Here is a 16603-nt window from a genome sequence, read left to right as displayed (position 1 = left end):
GACCTCGGCGGTGGTGTCGTCGAAACCGGCCGTCATTCCATCCCGTGGGCCTGCGCCACCAGATCGAAGAACACCCAGACGCCGCCCTTCTGATACGCGTCCGGCGTCTCCGATCCGCCCAGGAACGGGTACGGGGTGGCGATGTACACCTCGTCGTCGGCGAGGGGGCCCAGGCGCCGGCGGATCTCGGCGACGTGCCCCGGCTGGAGGACATAGGTGATGACGTTCGGGTCGAACAGAACCCGGCTGACGAACTCGGTGATCTCGGTGAAGACGCCGTACGGCTTCACGCCGGGGCTGTACGGATCGAGGATCCCGTACTCGCCGGTCCGGCTGCTCATCAGGAACGCGTACCCCAGATCCGAGTAGCCGACCACCATGTCGAACTGCGGATAATGTTCGGCCCAGGCCGGCATCACCCGGTCCATACGCTGGTCGCCGATCAAACGGAAGGGAACGCTGGTCACTGCGCCCATCCAACCAGACCGGCGACCGGGACCGATCCTCGACAGGTCCGGCCGCACCGCGCGAAGATCGAATCACCCGTCGCAGTGGAGGTGCCCGTGACCGAAGAATGGCGCAAAGTCGCTGAGCGCGTCCGCAACTGGGGCCGCTGGGGTGAGGACGACCAGCTCGGCACGCTGAACCTGCTGACCCCGGATCGCATCGCCTTTGCCGCCACCCGGGCGCGCGCGGGCCGCACCATCCAGCTGGGCATCCCGTTCGACGCGTACGGCCCGCAGGGCTCGAGCGGCTTCCGGCGCAACCCCATCCACCTCATGGCGGTGGACGGCGGCGACGCCGGCCTCGCGACCGCCCTGGACGGCTGGGGTGGCCGGAACGAGGCACAGGTGGCGGGCATGTACGCCGCCGGCCCGATGCGCTACAACGACGACTACATCATGATGCCGCTGCAGACGGCCACGCAGTGGGACGCGCTCTCCCACGTGTACTACGACGGCCTGCTGTACAACGGCTATCCGGCTGCGGCCGTCACCAGTTTCGGCGCCGCCGAGCTCGGCATCGAACACGTCGCCGAGCGCGGCGGCGTGGTGGGCCGCGGCGTGCTGCTGGACGTCGCCCGGCACCACGATCTGGATCGGCTCGAGGCCGGGACCGTCGTCACGCCGCAGGACCTGCAGGCGACGGCGGAGGCGCAGGACGTCGAGCTGCGCCCCGGCGACATCCTGCTGGTGCGCACCGGCTGGTGGACCCGATTCCTCGAAACCCGCAGGGCCGCAGAATGGTTCGGCGGCAGTCCCGGCCTGAGCTGGCGCTGCGCGGAATGGCTGCACGAGCACGACATCGCCGCGGTCGCGGTGGACAATCCGGCCGTCGAGGTCATGCGCCCCGAGGACGGCGTCATGATGCCGCTGCACATGCTCGCGCTGCGCGACATGGGACTGCCGCTCGGCGAGATCTGGGACCTCGAAGCCCTGGCCCGCGACTGCGCCGAGGACGGCGTCCACGACTTCCTGCTGTGCGCGCCCGCCCTGCGGATCCCGGGAGCGGTGGGCACCCCGATCAGTCCGGTCGCCATCAAATAGACCGGCCGGCAACACCTTTCAGAACGCCGCCAGCACCAGGGCGGCGATGAAGACCACCTGCACCAGGCCCCGCAGCGGCAGCGGCATCGACTTGATGCCGAGGTCGGCGCGGGCCGCCCGGATGTTCGCCGGGAACAGGAAGACCAGCATGACGGCCAGGCAGACGGCCGCCAGGGGCGCGGCCCACGGGACGAGCAGGCCGATGGCTCCGGCCAATTCGAGGACGCCGGTCAGGGTCACCAGGCCCGCCGGATCGGGCAGGCGCGGCGGGACCATGGCGATCAGGCCGTCGCGGCGGGGTTGGAGGAAGTGCGCCGACGCGGTCAGCGCGAACATGGCGGCCAGGCCGATCCTGGCGGCGTGCGGCCAGGAGTTCAGCCAATCGGTGAGATCGAGCCACCCGGCCAGGCGGGCCAGGCCGGAGACGACGACGAGAACGATGAGCGGTGCCATCGCGGACTCCTCTGGGGGAGAACAATCTTGACGGGGACATGAATGATCATCATTGACCATTTATTCCGGATATCCACGATGGCAGACCGACCGGACGGCGGGACGAGACTCGGCGGTATGGGCCCGAAACCTGGGCCGGCCCGGTAGATTCAGCAACGCTCATGGTCAAAATTGGACAGCCCATCCGGACACTGCAGTATGCGCCGACGGCCGGTTCCCCCACCGGTCTCGAACTGCTGACCTTCGACCAGCTGCGCCGGATGCCGGTGGCCGCCGGCCATGAGGTGATCCGCGGCGACTTCCACGTCCTGGCCCGCTGCACCGCCGGAAGCGGGCGCATGACCATCGATTTCGTCGCGCACGACCTGGCCGCGGATACGGTCGCCTGGATCCGCCCCGGCTGGACCCACCGCTGGGACGACATCGCCGAGCTGAAGGGCGATCTCGTCCTGTGCCGCTCGGAATTGGTGCCCGCCGCGGCCCTCGGGCACCTGCCGTCCCCGGCCGCACCCCCGGTGGTGACCGCGAATCCCCTGACCGACTCCGCCTTCGAACATCTGACCGGCGAATACGCCGTCGATCCGCCGAATACGGCCATCCTGCACCATCTGCTCAGCGCGGTGACGCTCCGGCTGGCCGCGGGCCTGCCCGCCCTGCCCGACCCCACCGACCTCTTCGATCGTTTCGCCCGCCTGGCCGAGCGGTACCACTCCGAAACCCGCGAAGTCGCCTGGTACGCGGCCCAACTCGGCTACTCGCCGCGCACCCTCTCGCGTGCCGTGCAATCGGCGACCGGCGCCACCGCCAAGCAGTACCTGAACGCCCGCGTTACCCTCGAAGCCAAACGCCTGCTCGCCCACGAGCCGGTCACCACCACCGAATGCGCCCGCCGCCTCGGCTTCGACGACCCGGCCAACTTCACCAAGTTCTTCCGCGCGAACACCGCCACCACCCCCACCCGCTTCCGCCTGGACCTCACCGGGCAATAGATCCGGCCCGCGGCGAAGCATCACCGCGACTCCGGCGGCATGCTGTTCGAGTCCGACGAGACGTACGTACCGGATGCGGACTCGTGTCCGGTCGTCTCGGGGATTTTTGCGAGTGCCGGGCGATTCGGCTGTGACCTCTCGGATCGTCGCGTTAGGTTGGGCCGGTGCGGGTGGAGATGACGAGCGATCCGGTGGAATTCCAGCGGCGGGTGGCCGGGTTTCTGAGGCGTGATCCCTTGCGGCACACGGTGATGTCGACGGTCCTCGCCAATGAGATCGCCGGTCTCACCGTTGTCGGTGAACCTTCCTATTTCGCGTCCGTGCACACGGATGACATTGTGGGCGTTGCCATGCGGAGCGCCGGGCGCGGAGTGTGGCTGGGGCAGTTGCCGATCGACGCGGTGCCGCTGTTGGTGACCCGGTTCGCCGAGCTCCTGCCGCAGATCGACGACGTGCACGGCACCGAGCCCCTGGCCGGACCGTTCGCGGCGGCGTGGAGTGCGCTGCGCGGCAGGGCCTATCATGCGGACCACGGTGCGCGGCTGTACCGGCTGGGGCCGCTGCGCATGCCGCTCGCGCCCCCGGGCAGGCCCCGCCCCGCCACCGCGGCCGATATCGAGATCAGCGGGCGCTGGCTCGCCGAGATGGCTCGCGAACTGGGCGATACACATCTGGCCATGAACAAAGCAGGAATCCGCGCCCGCATCGAGGCCGGACGCTGGTGGCTGTGGGAGGACAACGGGCAGCCGGTGTCCCTGACGGCACATCAGATCCCCGTCGGCGGCTGGGCCCGGATCGGGCCGGTCTTCACCCCCCGGGCAGCACGCGGCCACGGCTATGCCTCGGCACTGGTCGCGGAGGTTTCCCGGCGGCTGCGGGAGACCGGGGCCGAGGTCTGCCTGTACGCCGACATCGACAACCCGACCTCGAACAAGATCTACCGCGCCATCGGATTCGAGGCCGTCGTCGACGAGGTGCACTACGCCTTCGAGTGAGCGTCGACCTCGTCATCGGTGCGGCCCGGTAATCGGACGAGGGACGAAAGTCCCCAGTTCCAGCGACCGGTCGACCGGATGACATCGTCTGGAGGAAGCCGCGGCGTGGCGGCCTACGCTCGAGCAGCGGGTCGGAGCAAGCGGCAGCACATGGAAAGCGGGCCGATCGTCCTTCCTCTCGGGTCATTGGGCCCTGCCGCTGAGACCCGCGAGCAGCGATGGTAGATCGATGACGAATGTTTCGAATCTGTCCGCACCGGAACGACGCCGGCTGGCCCAGCACACGCTGGACTCACTGACGGACCGGGCGGGGCATATCTTGACGCAGGTACGGTGCGGTTGCGGTCACCACGTGGCGGCGGTGTTCGATACATCGGCCGGTCCGGTGTATCGATCGGCGACCGGGCAGCACGCACATGGGTCGCGTGATTTCGTCGATGCTGCGCACGGCGCTCACCGGCAAGGCACCCGGTACGCGGATCTGCTTGCCGGTGACGGCTTCGTCGATGACGCGTTGCCCGCTTCCTGCGAATGCGGGCCGCGCACACTGTCGCGATTCCGACTCCAACAAGCCATCGCGAACCACGAGCGTACGATCCAGCTGCCCTGACCGGCCATCGCCCCCGCGTGCCGGGCGCTAGCGGGGCTCAGTTCGAGTTCAGACCGGAGTTGAGTGTGTAGGTGCCGACGAGCTCGGCTCGGCCCAGGATGTGGCCGATCATCGCTTGGCGTAGCCGTTCCCCGGTCACTGCCTGTCGCAGCGACAGCCGCTCGACATCGAGGGCACAGACGGTGAACACGTAGTGATGGATGCGCTGGTCGTTCCAGGGCGGGCAGGGGCCGTCATAGCCGTAGTGATCGTTTCCTCCACTGCTGAAGTCATTGAGGCCGTACCGCGCGTCATGGGGTGCAGCCGGACCTGGCCTGCCGTGCGTGGTCACGGCGCTCCGGAGGCTGCCTGCGGCGATCTGCCGCACGTCGGCCGGTATATCGAACAGCACCAAATGGTAGAAGTCGTTGCGCGGCAATTCCTTCGGCACCGTTCGCCCCTCGATGTTCACATCCGAGCCGGTGCTGGGTACGTCGATGTCGCAGCACACGACCGCGAAGGATCGCGTTCCCGCCGGCACGCCGTCCCACGCCAGATGCGGGTTGTGATTGGCGCCCGCCCGGACATGGTGCACGGCATCCGGTACGCCGTAGGCGAACGCGCCCGGAATGCGGGCATTGTCGTCGAATGAATCACTTCGAACCTTCATAACGATGCCTTCCACTCGTGCGGCCGATAGGCCTCCGCGATTCAGGTGGCGATGAGGGTGCAATCAACATAGCTCGTCGATGGGACCATTCCGCCGCGACGTGTTCTTCGGGTGACATTCGGTCGCCGGATCGGGGACCTTCGGCCCGAGTGAATCCGGCTGGGCCGTGAATCATTGATGGTGCCGGGGAAGCCCGGTGTCCTGCCCGACGTGGCGAATCGATCGATCCGGGACGCTGAGCCCGATCGAGACATCCGTCGTCACAGACGGGTGAACCACTCTCGGGCAGGTCTTGCTGTGGGGCCGAAAACGATGATGCAGACGAGTAGTCCACCGCAACAGCGCCCGGTCACCGTGCTGCTGGGCGGTGATGTGATGCTCGGTCGCGGCGTCGACCAGATCCAGCCGCATCCGGGTGATCCGCTGTTGTCCGAACCGTGGGTCGACGACGCCCGCCGCTACGTCGAGTTGGCCGAGAAGACGAACGGGCCGATACCGTACCCGGTCGACTCCGACTGGCCGTGGGGCGACGTCGGGCCGATGGTCGACCAGCTGGCGCCCGAGGTCCGGCTGATCAACCTCGAAACCACGATCACCATCGACGGCGTATTCGCGCCCGCCAAGGGCATCCACTATCGGATGAACCCCGCCAATATCGCGGCGCTGAAAGCGTTTCGGCCCGACGCCTGCGCGTTGGCCAACAATCACATTCTCGATTTCGGGGACCGCGGCCTGCGCGATACTCTCGACGCGCTCGCCGCGGCGAGTATTCATGCAGCCGGGGCGGGGACGAACATCGCCGCGGCCTGCCGCCCGGTGGTGGTGGAGCCGGCCGCCGGGCGGCGGGTGGTCATCGTCTCGATCGCCAGCACCAGCAGCGGCGTGCCGTCGGCGTGGGCCGCGCAGCACGATCGGCCGGGCGTGTGGCTGATCGGTGATTCGTCGGGCGGTGGTACCGCCGACCAAGTCGCAGCGCAAGCGGTGGCGCACAAGCGGCCCGGCGATATTCTGATCGTGTCCGTGCATTGGGGCCCGAACTGGGGCTACGGGGTCGGGCGGGGCGAAATCCAGTTCGCGCAACGGCTCATCGACGCCGGCGTCGACATCGTGCACGGGCATTCGTCCCACCATCCTCGCCCCGTCGAGATCTACCACGGCAAACCGATTCTCTACGGCTGCGGCGATGTCATCGACGACTACGAAGGCATACCCGGATACGAGTCCTACCGTCCCGAACTGCGGCTGCTCTACCTGGTTTCGGTCGAGCCCGGCGGGCAGCCGACCGGAATCCGGATGCTGCCGATGCGGATACGCCGCATGCGGCTCGAACGTGCTTCCCGGGCCGATGCCGATTGGCTGAGTGAGACACTCACCCACATCAGCCGCCGGTTCCACACCCGGATCGACCACGGGGCCGACGACCTGCTCGAGATCCGCTGGGGCTGAATCGAACTCGAGTGTCTTTCCGGCTCCGAGCGAAGGACGGTCACGCCTTGTGTGCGAGTCCGCCGTAGGCGGCGATCGGGGCGGGCTCGCCGATTCGGGCGGGGTCGATGCGCCATTCGGTGATGCGCACGAACCCCGGGTCGTCGAAGGACAGGCCGTCGAAGGCTGCCCGGATCTGCTCCCGGGTACGTGGGTAGTACGGGACGCCACCGGATTTGGCGTATTCCTCGCACAACTCCACGTACGGCCGACTGTCGGTGGTGCCGTCCCACAGCACCAGATAACTGCCCGACGGTACCGCCTGCATAACCGTGCGCACGATCCGCAGCATGTCGTCGTAGGTGCGGGCGTGTCCGAGCACCCCCATGAACATCACCGCGATGGGCTGGTCGAAGTTCAGCACGGTGCGGGCCTCGGCGACGATCTGCTCGGGATCGTGGAAGTCGCGCTCGATATAGGTGGTGACACCCTCATCGGTGGTGTCGGTCAGCAACGCGCGCGCGTGGGCGAGAACCAGGGGGTCGTTGTCGACGTAGACGATCTTGGCCTCCGGCGCTACGGACTGGGCGACCTCATGGGTGTTCTGCATCGTGGGCAGGCCGGTGCCGATATCGAGGAACTGGCGAATACCGGCTTCGCGGGCGAGGTGGCGGACCACGCGGATGAGGAACCCGCGCGATTGCACCGCCATGGTCGCGATGTCGGGATCGATCTTCAGGCTCTGCTCACCGACCTCCCGGTCGATCTCGTAGTTGTCCTTGCCGCCCATCCAGAAATTCCAGATCCGCGCCGAATGCGGGATATCGGTACGGATCACCGGTCCGGTCTCGTTCATGCCGAATCCCACTCCTTCGTCGATGCGCACGCCCCAAACCAGCCGTGCTGCCCGCCCCCGAACCCCGGTCGTGCACCTCCCGGCGTCCTCCGACACTACAAGGCGCAGCTCGGCACGCATAGTAGTCCGAACATGTTGCCCCACCGCGACTTCCATGATCAGCCGAACCTGCATGTTCGGCGTCGGCGCCTCAGGGTGGGTTCCTGTGGTAGTTCGACACAGAGGGTGCGAGCGGATTGCTCGACATACATGCCCGCGTGCCGCCGGATCATCCCGTCCAGCTGGACATTCGACTTGAACTACCATGGCAGCCGCACATGGTGAACATGGGTTCGAGTTCGCGGGACATCAGGCCGCGCCGTTCTGGTAGGAGGGACGACCGTGGCCGCTGACCTGGTCGAGGGCGAACTGGGCATCGATGGATTGCGCCGGACCTTCGGTGTGCGCCCACCGCGGCGGAAGCACGCGCCACTGGTGCTGGCGCTGCACGGAAACCAGGGCCCGTCGACGACCGAGCGGCTGATGTACGACTGGACCAGCTTCGCCCGGCACGCCGACGAGTGGGGGATCGGGGTCGTCTACCCGGACGGATGGGAAGGCTGCTGGGCCGACGGTCGCGGGGTCACCACGGCGGATGAGGCGGGCGTGGACGATGTCGCCTTCCTGCGGGCCGTGATCGACTGGTGCGCTGCGCAATTCGACACCCACGACGACCGCGCGGTCGTCACCGGCATCTCCAACGGTGCTTTCATGTCCCACCGGATGGCCCTCGCGGCCGGCGATCGGGTGGCGGTGTTCGCCGCCGTCGCGGGCGCGCTGCCGGAGGCACTGACCGCGATCCGGCCCGGGCACGCGGTGTCGGCCATGCTCATCAACGGCGACGCCGATCCGGTGGTGCCGATCACCGGCGGCTTTTCGCGCCATCTCGGTCGGGATGGCGAATCACGGGGCGGCATCAGGGGATTGGCGGAATCGGCGCGACACTGGCGCGAGCTCGACGGCTGCGCCGGGCCCGGCGAGACCGTCACCACCGACCGGTCGACCCGCACCACGGTGAGCCAGGGCGTGGGCGGCACCGTGGTATCGGAGTGGACGGTCTTCGGCGGTGGCCACACCTGGCCCGGCACCCCCGTGCCGGAACGCTGGGCCGGCAGCCCGGGCTCGGCGGTGTCGCTGGAATTCGATGCCGCCGAGCAGATCTGGCGCTTCGCCGAACCGCTGCTGCTGTCCGCGGACGCCCGCAAGCTCTGAAAGCTCTATCCGCCGAAGGAGAACGGAATGGCGATCATCGGCAGACTGCTGCGGAACCGGCGCGCCGCGCCCGAGGACCTGGCCTGGTGCCGGCCGAATCTGGCAGCGGGTGACGTCTTCGACGTGACCAGCGCGGATTTCGAGCACGAGGCGACGCTCGACGTCCGGCACGCCATGAAGCGGGTCGGCGGACAGGACCTGTCGCCGGCGCTGGCCTGGTCGGGAGTCCCCGCGGACACCGCGCAGCTGCTGCTGGTGGTGGAGGATCAGGATGCGCCGTTCGGCGGTCCCTTCGTACACGCGCTCGCGCTGCTCGATCCGAAGATCGGCGAACTGCCCAGTGGCGCACTGGCTTCCGGCTCCACCATCGACGGTGTCGAGGTGCTGCGCTCGAGCTGGGGGCGCGGATACCTGGGTCCGGGTCCGGTCCCGGGGCACGGGCCGCACCGGTACGTCTTCCAGGTCTTCGCGCTGACAGAACCGGTCACCATTCCCGGCGGCGGCGCTCCCGAATCGGCCAAGCCCCGAGCGGTGCTCGCGGCTGCCAGGGCGCGCGCCCGGGGCCGGATCGACGGTTTCTACGAGCGTCCCTGACGGGACGGCAAAGGCCCCCGAGACATGACGAAGAGCCGCGGCCCGATAGGCCTGCGGCTCTGTTCTTTTCGGATACCACTGTCAGTTGGCGGTGTTGACCGGTAGCGACAGCACCACCTCCTGCTCGTTCCCGGGCAGGTAGTGGACGTTCACCACGCGGCCGACCTGGACCATCGAGACCGCCGCCGGGGGCAGGAACTTCTCGGTGCGCGTCTCGAAGGTGCTGCCGTCCGGGCGGGTGACCACCAGCACCAGATCCAGCCGCGAGTGGCCGTCGCGGATCTCCCCGGGCACCGACAGTGACCGCACCACGGCCTGGGCCGCGATGCCGCGCCGGGCGATATCGATCTTGGCGGGGGTGGTGAAGCCCTTGCGGATGTTGGCCGCGTTCATGGCCTCCTGTGCCGCGGAGGTATCACCGGACATGTCCACCTCGACCTTCTCGAGCCGGTCGGGCAGGTAGCGGACCGGCAACACCACGCCGGGCCGCAACAGCGCCAGCTGGGTCAGCGGCACGATCATCTTGGCGTGCGAGGCGAAGACCTTGCCGTCGGCGCCCTCGACCCGGAAGTCGATGCGCACCTGCGGCTGCTCGTTGAGGTAGACGCCGGTCTGGCGGACACCCTCGACGGTGCCCAGACCCACCAGGCCATTGCGGAACTGGGAGCTGTTGTTGCCGGTGAAGGCCGACATGATGCCGTCGCCGGTGAAGGCGAAGGCGATGGGGACGATGGTCAGGGCGATGATCGGCAGGGCCATCTGCGGGCCGACCCAGCCGAAGACGCTGTCGGAGGTGAGGCCGTGCCACAGGTAGTAGCCGATGGCCAGGACGCCGAGAGCGAGTGCTGCGTAGCGGATTTGGTTCTTCATGAGCTTTCCGGATCGGAGACGTGGGGGAGGAGGAGCCCGCTCATGCCCGGTGGCACGAGCGGGGAGAACAGGGCCCCGCGTCGGGGGCCGGTGGACGGACCGGCTCAGCCGCCGACGATGGTGCCGCAGGCGAAGACGATCTCGAACTTCGCGGTCTTCGGGCCGGCCATCGGGTTGGACAGATCGGGGGTGCCGACGCCCTCGCCGGTGACGGTGAAGGTGTTGCCGCTCCTGGTCACCTTGGCGTTGCCGCCCGGCATGCCGTTGCCGAAGCCGAGCGCGTACGGCTGGCCGTTGTCGCCGCCCTTGGTGCCGGTGATGCCGACCGCCTGCACGGTGGTGTCACCGGTGATGGTGGCGCTCGCGCCGAGCGTGCCGTAGGTGGAGTTGCCGCTGTCGGTCAGTGCCAGCGCCAGATTGCCGCCCTGCTTGGCGCAGGTGGTCTCGAACTTGGCGGTGATCGCCTTGCCGTCGACCGAGGCCGAGGACGCGCCGCCGGCGGGGGCCGCGGAGCCCGGGGCCGAGGTGGCCGCGGGGGCGGCGGTGGTCGGGCTGGACTTGGAGCTGCTCGAGTTGCTGGAGCAACCGGTGACCAGCAGGGCCGCCGCGGCGGTGGCGGCGAGGACGGCGGTGGTCAGGCGGACGGGCTTGGAGTTCATGGTCATTCCTCGTTCTCGTGATGGGCTCCGTGGTGGAACCGATGCCAGAACCGTAGAAATCGGCACCCGGCCTACCGATCCCAACTTCCGGCACGCGAAAGCTGGTGAAACTGGGCTAACCTGGGCGAATGCGACGACCGCGGGCCATGGTGCTGGATGAGGTGTGGCGCCGCCTCGACGGGGTCGAACCCTTGAGCGGACCGCACGGCGGACCCCTGCGGCGGACCGTCAAGCTGATCCTGGATCCGCTGGTCATCCGCCCGGTTCAGCATCCGCAGTGCGCGGGTTCGATACTCTCCGCCGACGGAGCGGTGTTGCTGGCCACCCGGATTCACGCCGCCGCCGATGTCCTGCGCGCCACCGCGGCCTGGTTCACACTGCTCAAGCAGACGCGCCGGGCGCTGCGGATCACCGAGGGCAATGCCCAGGACCTGTACTTCCAGCGCTGCTTCGAACTCGCGACCGTCTCGGGCCTGCCGGACCCGGTCGGAGACCGGGCCGTCGCGGAAGCCGCGCTGCGCGAGATCCATGGGCTCGCTGCCGGCCGCACCACCCAGGCGCTCAAGGAATACCTGTCCGAACCGGCCCGGGTGGGCGAGCTGACCGAACTGATCCAGACCGCCTGGCGGCGGCGCCCGCTGACCGAGGTGCCCGACCACTCCGAGCTGCTCGCCGGACTACTGGAGGATTGCGCCGCAACCAGATTCGACAGCACCGGTGACCCCGCCGATATCGACGCCGTCATCGACGCATACGTCGGCACCCACACCGGAATCCGACTGTGGCTCAATGAAATAGGCTGCACCGCACAGGAATTCGGACTCACGCTGTACCCCCTCCCGCTCCCGCCCCAGGTCGGCTTCTCGGCCTCCACCGCCACCCTCGGCCTGCCCCTGGACCGGACCGTCCACGAGCGCATCTTCACCGTTCTGCAAGCCTCCAGCGAACGGTCCGATCTGCCCGCGATCCCCGAACTGGTCGCCGCCGAAATCGCCCGCGCCTGCGCCCCCTGGGCCCTGCTGGACGAATCCCTCCGGGTGGCCGCTGCCGCCGGTGCCACCCTGGCGGTCGACCTCCGCCCCCTCGGCGCCCCGCTTCCCATCGGCTACGCCCCGGACGGCGACGCCGCCCCTACCCCCAGATCCACTGTCACCCTGGCCGGTGCGGCCACCGGTCTGCTGGGCGCGGCCGTCGGCCTGACCGGCACGGCCGCCGGCCTGCTCGCCGGCTCGACCGGACTGGCGGGTACCGCGGCGGGCGTGACGGGCGCGGTCGCCGGATTGACCAGTGCCGCAGCCGGTCCGACCCGGCCGGGCGCTCCGTCGAGCGGCGGTGCGGCGGCACGGTTGATCAATGGGCGATGGCAGCGCGAGGCCTATGTGCTGCAGGCGCGGCGCATGGCGGTGCGGGTGGATGCGGTCGACGGTCCACTGGGGGCGATAGCGGCGGATCTGCGCGTGCCGTGGCGTCCCTACCTGCGCAGATTATGGGCGCGACTGCACGGGCGAGACGTACGTGAGTTCCCCGTGTGCGCCATGGACGAGCTCTGGGATCTGCTGGACGGCGTGGCCCGGTCGGTGATCCTGGACCACCGGATGCGGGTGAAACGGGCCCTGGCCGCCGGCGCGGCGGCCGAGCCCGGCGATCGGGAATCGAGGGTGGGATGACGAACTCGGCGGTCACGATCCACCGCTACCCCGACGGGTTGCGCGGCATAGTCCCGGTCGGCGACCCGGCCGCCCTGCACACCGCCCCGGGGCCCGACTCCATGGTGCTCGAGGTCGTCGGTGGTCACCTCATCTGGAGTGTGCTTGCCGGACAAGAACTTCCGGCGGCGCTGATCGACGATGTGGATGCCGCACAGGAATGGGTGTGGGCGCTCTACGGGGAATCCGCCGCCCTGGCCCTCGACTCCGTCCGGCCGGGCGGGCCGGTGGCGACAGCGGACGAGCAGCCGGTACCGGCGGTCGCCGCGGACGAGCGCCCGGTCGAAGTTCCCGCCGCTCCGGTGCTCCGGTCCCAGGCCGTCAGCGCCCGCCGACTCGCATACGCGCACTGGGCATCCCGGTGGTGGCCGGGGTCCACCCTGGACGGCATCGCCGACCTCGACCCGGCACTGCTGGACCGCGACATCGCGCTGCTGACCGAGGAGTGCGAATTGCTGGTGGACGGCGCGGACGCGCTCGCCCCGCCGGCTCCCGCCTATCTCGAAACATCGTTGCGTGCTTCGGATTACGCCCTCGCCGCCGGTGACGAAGCCCGGCCCGGCGGCACCCTGGTACTGGCCCGCGGCACCGGCGGGTGGGATTGGCGCCGCTGCCCGCCCGGGCTGGTCGACGCCTCCGAATCCGCGGTGTCCTGGCAACTCGTCCGCGACGCCGGAGCGACCAGCGTGGCCATCGCGGTGGCGGCGCACCCGGGCCTGCCCGATGCGGTTCCGGTCCACCTGCGGCCCTGGGCCCGCATCGATACCGGCCGTGGCGAGCTCGACACCGAACTGCGGGCCGCCGACGACACCTGGATCGGCGAATCCGTCCTGTCCGCACCGGCTTCCGCCGTCCGGGTCGCCATCCACGTCCCCGGTTTCGGACCGGATTCGGAGATCGGCCCGGCCCCGGCCGATGACCCGGCCACCGACACCGCGGCCGCCCTGCGCCGGCAGATCCGCGACTTCGCGGCCGCCCGGCTCCGCACAGCGGCCGGCCCGGACGCCGACGACTCCGGCCCGCTGGCCCCGTTGCTCGCCGAAATCGCGGCCGCAGCTGGGGATTCGGACTTCTGACATGCCGAATGACGAGGCCGGCGGCGACACAGCCGAACGGTCGGAGGCACCGGCCCCGCCCGCTGACGAGACCGTGAACGCGGAGAGCCCCCTGCTCCGCGCGGGAGCCGAGGCGGTCGCCCGCGGCGAATTGTGGGAGGGGCTGCGGATTTTCGAGCGAGCCGTCGAGACCGAAACCGGGGATCTACGACTGTGCGCCCTGGTGGACACGGCGGTGGTGACCGACCGGCTGGGAGACCACGCGACAGCGGTGAAGCGGTTCGTTGCAGCGCTGGAAGAGATGTCCTCCGACGCGCCGCGGATGTATCCGGGCGCGTTGATCGGGTTGTCGCAGGCATTGCAGAATCTCGGGGATCTGGACGGGGCGCAGGAGGCCCTGGAACAGGCTCGGACCGCGCTGGGCCGGGAGGAAGCGCCGGGGGATCTGCGGCTGGCCTGCCTGGTGTCCTCGACGGCGGTCGCGATGCATCGGCAGCAGTGGTGGCGGGCGCTGGACCTGGCGGGCGAATCACTGGACGCGGCACGGCGTTTCGGGCCCGAGCAGGCCGGGCATCCGCTGATGAACCTCGCCGCCGCGCATTTCGAGACCGGCCGGTGGGAGCTGGCACAGGACTTGGCGGGGCAGGCCCTGGCCGCCTTCGAAGCGGTCGACGACACCGCCGGGGTCGCCGAGACACGGCAGAACCTGGCGCTGATGTACACGCGTACCGGCTCTTTCGATGCCGCGGAACCGCTGCTCGCCGCCGCGCAGGAGCACTTCGAGGTGGCCGGGGCCGCGCACCGGGCCGGAATCGGGCTCAAGGTCATGGGGTTCATCGCCGAGCAGCGCGGACAGCTGGAGACGGCCCGGTCTCGCTACCGCGAGGCGCTGCGGCGTTTCGAGGAATCGCAGGCCGTGATCGACGCCGCGGATGTCCGACTTCGACTGGCCGCAACCGCATTTGCCTCGGGACAGTTCGAGGATGGGGAGTTCGAACTGGCCGCCGCGCGGGCTGTCTACGCGGCCCGCGGCCTCGGCCTGCACTGTGCCCAGCTCGACCACTGGCATGCGGGGCTGCTGGAGCCGCTCGTCACGCAGGTGCCCGGATTGCTCGCGCGGGCAGTGGACCTGGCGATTCCGGCGGCGCTGGCGCTAGATGCCGTCCGCTACGAGCTCCCCGACGGAGCACAGCGCGATTCGTGGAACCGGCGCATCGTGAATCCCGCGCTGCGGCTCGCCTTCCGCTACTCCTATCTGGCCGGTGATGCGCGACTGGTCGCCGACCTCATCGAAAATCAGTGTGCGGGAACCATCTTGGACATCAGCAGGCTGCCGGCGGAACCACCCGCGCCGCTCGATCTGTTCCAGCCCTTCGAACCGCCCTCGGAATCGGCCGCCGCCGTCCAGGACGCACTGCAACTCGGTACCGCGGTCGCCGCGGTGGCGGCCGGTGCGGGCCTGCCCGTCAGCCCGCCGCCGCGGGTATCCGTTCCGCCGGACGGGCATATCGCCCTTTCCGCCTGGCTGGACGCCGCCGAACAGCGCTACGGCCGTCGCGTCCGCACCGAGCGGGTGATCACCGCATGACCCCGACCGTCTGTGTCCGCATGGCCGACGCGGGCGACCTCTACCTGACCTGGCGGTGGGCCGACGAGAGTGCGCCCGGCGGCGTCTGCGTGGTGCCGGAGGAACAGGTCGAGACGGCTGTGGCCCGGTTCGCGGCGGCCCTGCCCGCGCCCGGGGTGGCCGGTGGCCTCGAATCCGCCCTCACCACCGGTGAACTGGCCTCCTACCCGGCGGAAAACACGCTGGCCCAATCTCTCTCGTCGACCTTTCTGCCCTACAATCTGGCGGTTCGGCTGCACGAGCTCGATTCGCAGGGCGTGCGACCGCGCATCCGGATTCAGCCCTCGCCGCGCACGGCACAGCTGCCGTGGGAGCTCATCGCCCCCGATCCGGAGGTGCGGCTGGTGGAGATCGCCGATGTGAGCGTGCTCGCGCCCACCGGCATCGTGCGCGCGCCCGCCCGGGTGACGCGGTCGTGGGCGGAGACCCGGAACCTGCCGGTGGTCGCCATCCTCGATCCGCGGGTGCCGGGTTTCCGCGCCGACTCCGCACTGGGATCGGTACTCGGCCGGATGGATTCGGCCGCGCCGCTGGCCGAACTGGTCGCCGCGCACGCCGCCGCCGATCGGCTGAGCCCGGCCGTCGGCGACCCGCTCGCGGCCTTCCGCCGCACCGATCTCGACCGGGCCTGGCTCAGTCGCACCCTGCACGCGGGCGCGGCCCGGCTGCTCTACGTCGGTCACGTCACCGCCGCGGCCCCCGAATCCGGCCGCAGTGAATCGGCCACCCTGCATCTGTCCTGTACCGCCGCCAGCCACGGCTGCGCACCGGCCTATCGTGACCACCGTCCGCTCTCGGCCCGTGACCTGCTGCTCGGCACCCACGCGCTCACCGACGGTGCGGGCCACGACTATTCGGGCAATGGGAACGGGGCGCGGCCTCGCACCGGGCCCGAAATCTGGCCGATTCCGAGCCGGGTCGCGCTGATCGCCTGTGAGAGCGGCGGCGATCTCCGCTTCGCCGAGCCCCTCGGTCTCGTCGCGGCCATGCTCACCGGCGGCGCGGAAGTGGTGACGGCCGGACGCTGGCCGCTGCCCACCGATCTCGCCTTCCATCGCTTCGCGGGCACGCCGGCCACCACGCATCCTTTCCAGGAAGCGGTGTGCGCCATCGACGCCGCCCACGAATCGCCCGATCCCGTTGCCGCTCTCAACGAGTGGCAGCGCGCGCACCTGGCCGCCTGGCGGACCACCGGCGAGATCCAGCACTCCCCGCTGATCTGGGCCGCCTTCGCCACGGTCGACACCCGCTGACCGGGGCGAGCCCCCAGAACTATCGCCCCAGGAATTCACGGGTCACGAAAAGATAACGGCCCCA

Annotated in this window: 16 protein-coding genes; 10 read left to right on the top strand and 6 right to left on the bottom strand. The window is 69.6% G+C overall.

Annotated features, from left to right (window positions below; genetic code table 11):
• Window positions 1-32: 32 nt before the first annotated feature.
• Window positions 33-467: a T6SS immunity protein Tdi1 domain-containing protein gene (locus ACQP1O_RS33795; RefSeq protein WP_433562414.1), complete on the bottom strand. Its 435-nt coding sequence runs from the start codon at window positions 465-467 to the stop codon at window positions 33-35.
• A gap of 90 nt (window positions 468-557) precedes the next feature.
• Here ACQP1O_RS33795 and ACQP1O_RS33790 point away from each other — a divergent pair, with 90 nt between their 5' ends.
• Window positions 558-1547 carry a cyclase family protein gene (locus ACQP1O_RS33790; protein ID WP_433562413.1) on the top strand — a complete coding sequence of 330 codons (990 nt, stop codon included), beginning with the start codon at window positions 558-560 and terminating at the stop codon, window positions 1545-1547.
• An 18-nt stretch (window positions 1548-1565) separates the two neighbouring features.
• Here ACQP1O_RS33790 and ACQP1O_RS33785 read toward each other — a convergent pair whose 3' ends face one another.
• Window positions 1566-2000 carry a DoxX family protein gene (locus ACQP1O_RS33785; RefSeq protein WP_433562412.1) on the bottom strand — a complete coding sequence of 145 codons (435 nt, stop codon included), beginning with the start codon at window positions 1998-2000 and terminating at the stop codon, window positions 1566-1568.
• A gap of 161 nt (window positions 2001-2161) precedes the next feature.
• Between ACQP1O_RS33785 and ACQP1O_RS33780 the strand changes: the two genes are divergently transcribed.
• On the top strand, window positions 2162-2989 hold the full coding sequence (locus ACQP1O_RS33780; protein ID WP_433562411.1) for a helix-turn-helix domain-containing protein: 828 nt from the start codon (window positions 2162-2164) through the stop codon (window positions 2987-2989).
• 176 nt (window positions 2990-3165) lie between these two features.
• A complete protein-coding gene (locus tag ACQP1O_RS33775) occupies window positions 3166-3984 on the top strand; it encodes a GNAT family N-acetyltransferase (protein WP_433562410.1) in 819 nt (272 codons plus the stop codon).
• 647 nt (window positions 3985-4631) lie between these two features.
• On the opposite strand, the gene ACQP1O_RS33770 is transcribed toward ACQP1O_RS33775, so the two are convergent.
• Window positions 4632-5243 carry a YbhB/YbcL family Raf kinase inhibitor-like protein gene (locus tag ACQP1O_RS33770; protein ID WP_433562409.1) on the bottom strand — a complete coding sequence of 204 codons (612 nt, stop codon included), beginning with the start codon at window positions 5241-5243 and terminating at the stop codon, window positions 4632-4634.
• Window positions 5244-5555: 312 nt separating this feature from the next.
• Between ACQP1O_RS33770 and ACQP1O_RS33765 the strand changes: the two genes are divergently transcribed.
• Complete coding sequence (locus ACQP1O_RS33765) at window positions 5556-6689, top strand: CapA family protein (protein WP_433562408.1); 1134 nt, start codon at window positions 5556-5558, stop codon at window positions 6687-6689.
• Window positions 6690-6729: 40 nt separating this feature from the next.
• Here ACQP1O_RS33765 and ACQP1O_RS33760 read toward each other — a convergent pair whose 3' ends face one another.
• Window positions 6730-7524 (bottom strand): SAM-dependent methyltransferase, encoded by a 795-nt coding sequence (locus ACQP1O_RS33760; protein ID WP_433562407.1) that lies wholly within the window; start codon window positions 7522-7524, stop codon window positions 6730-6732.
• 381 nt (window positions 7525-7905) lie between these two features.
• Here ACQP1O_RS33760 and ACQP1O_RS33755 point away from each other — a divergent pair, with 381 nt between their 5' ends.
• Window positions 7906-8775, top strand: a complete 870-nt coding sequence (locus ACQP1O_RS33755; protein WP_433562406.1) for an alpha/beta hydrolase family esterase — start codon at window positions 7906-7908, stop codon at window positions 8773-8775.
• Between the two features lie 27 nt (window positions 8776-8802).
• A complete protein-coding gene (locus ACQP1O_RS33750) occupies window positions 8803-9369 on the top strand; it encodes a YbhB/YbcL family Raf kinase inhibitor-like protein (protein WP_433562405.1) in 567 nt (188 codons plus the stop codon).
• Between the two features lie 81 nt (window positions 9370-9450).
• Here ACQP1O_RS33750 and ACQP1O_RS33745 read toward each other — a convergent pair whose 3' ends face one another.
• Both ACQP1O_RS33745 and ACQP1O_RS33740 read right to left on the bottom strand, forming a co-directional pair.
• The gene (locus ACQP1O_RS33745; protein ID WP_433562404.1) at window positions 9451-10239 is read right to left on the bottom strand and encodes a hypothetical protein; all 789 of its coding nucleotides are present in this window, start codon (window positions 10237-10239) and stop codon (window positions 9451-9453) included.
• Between the two features lie 104 nt (window positions 10240-10343).
• Window positions 10344-10898 carry a lipoprotein LpqH gene (locus ACQP1O_RS33740; protein WP_433562403.1) on the bottom strand — a complete coding sequence of 185 codons (555 nt, stop codon included), beginning with the start codon at window positions 10896-10898 and terminating at the stop codon, window positions 10344-10346.
• Window positions 10899-11044: 146 nt separating this feature from the next.
• Here ACQP1O_RS33740 and ACQP1O_RS33735 point away from each other — a divergent pair, with 146 nt between their 5' ends.
• From ACQP1O_RS33735 to ACQP1O_RS33720, 4 genes are read left to right on the top strand one after another with little or no spacing between them, the layout of a single operon-like run.
• Window positions 11045-12565, top strand: coding sequence for a hypothetical protein (locus ACQP1O_RS33735; protein WP_433567885.1), 1521 nt, complete (start codon window positions 11045-11047; stop codon window positions 12563-12565).
• The gene (locus ACQP1O_RS33730) at window positions 12562-13680 is read left to right on the top strand and encodes a hypothetical protein (RefSeq protein ID WP_433562402.1); all 1119 of its coding nucleotides are present in this window, start codon (window positions 12562-12564) and stop codon (window positions 13678-13680) included. The genes ACQP1O_RS33735 and ACQP1O_RS33730 overlap by 4 nt, the downstream gene beginning before the upstream one ends.
• A 1-nt stretch (window position 13681) precedes the next feature.
• Window positions 13682-15247, top strand: coding sequence for a tetratricopeptide repeat protein (locus ACQP1O_RS33725; protein WP_433562401.1), 1566 nt, complete (start codon window positions 13682-13684; stop codon window positions 15245-15247).
• Window positions 15244-16539 (top strand): CHAT domain-containing protein, encoded by a 1296-nt coding sequence (locus ACQP1O_RS33720; RefSeq protein ID WP_433562400.1) that lies wholly within the window; start codon window positions 15244-15246, stop codon window positions 16537-16539. Before ACQP1O_RS33725 ends, ACQP1O_RS33720 begins: the two co-directional genes overlap by 4 nt.
• Window positions 16540-16603: the final 64 nt, after the last annotated feature.

Origin of the sequence: Nocardia sp. CA-151230 (assembly GCF_050942175.1) — a bacterium.
In the GTDB taxonomy this organism is placed as follows: Bacteria; Actinomycetota; Actinomycetes; order Mycobacteriales; family Mycobacteriaceae; genus Nocardia.
The sequence above is the reverse complement of the archived record's forward strand: the minus strand, read 5'-3'. Positions and strand labels throughout refer to the sequence as shown.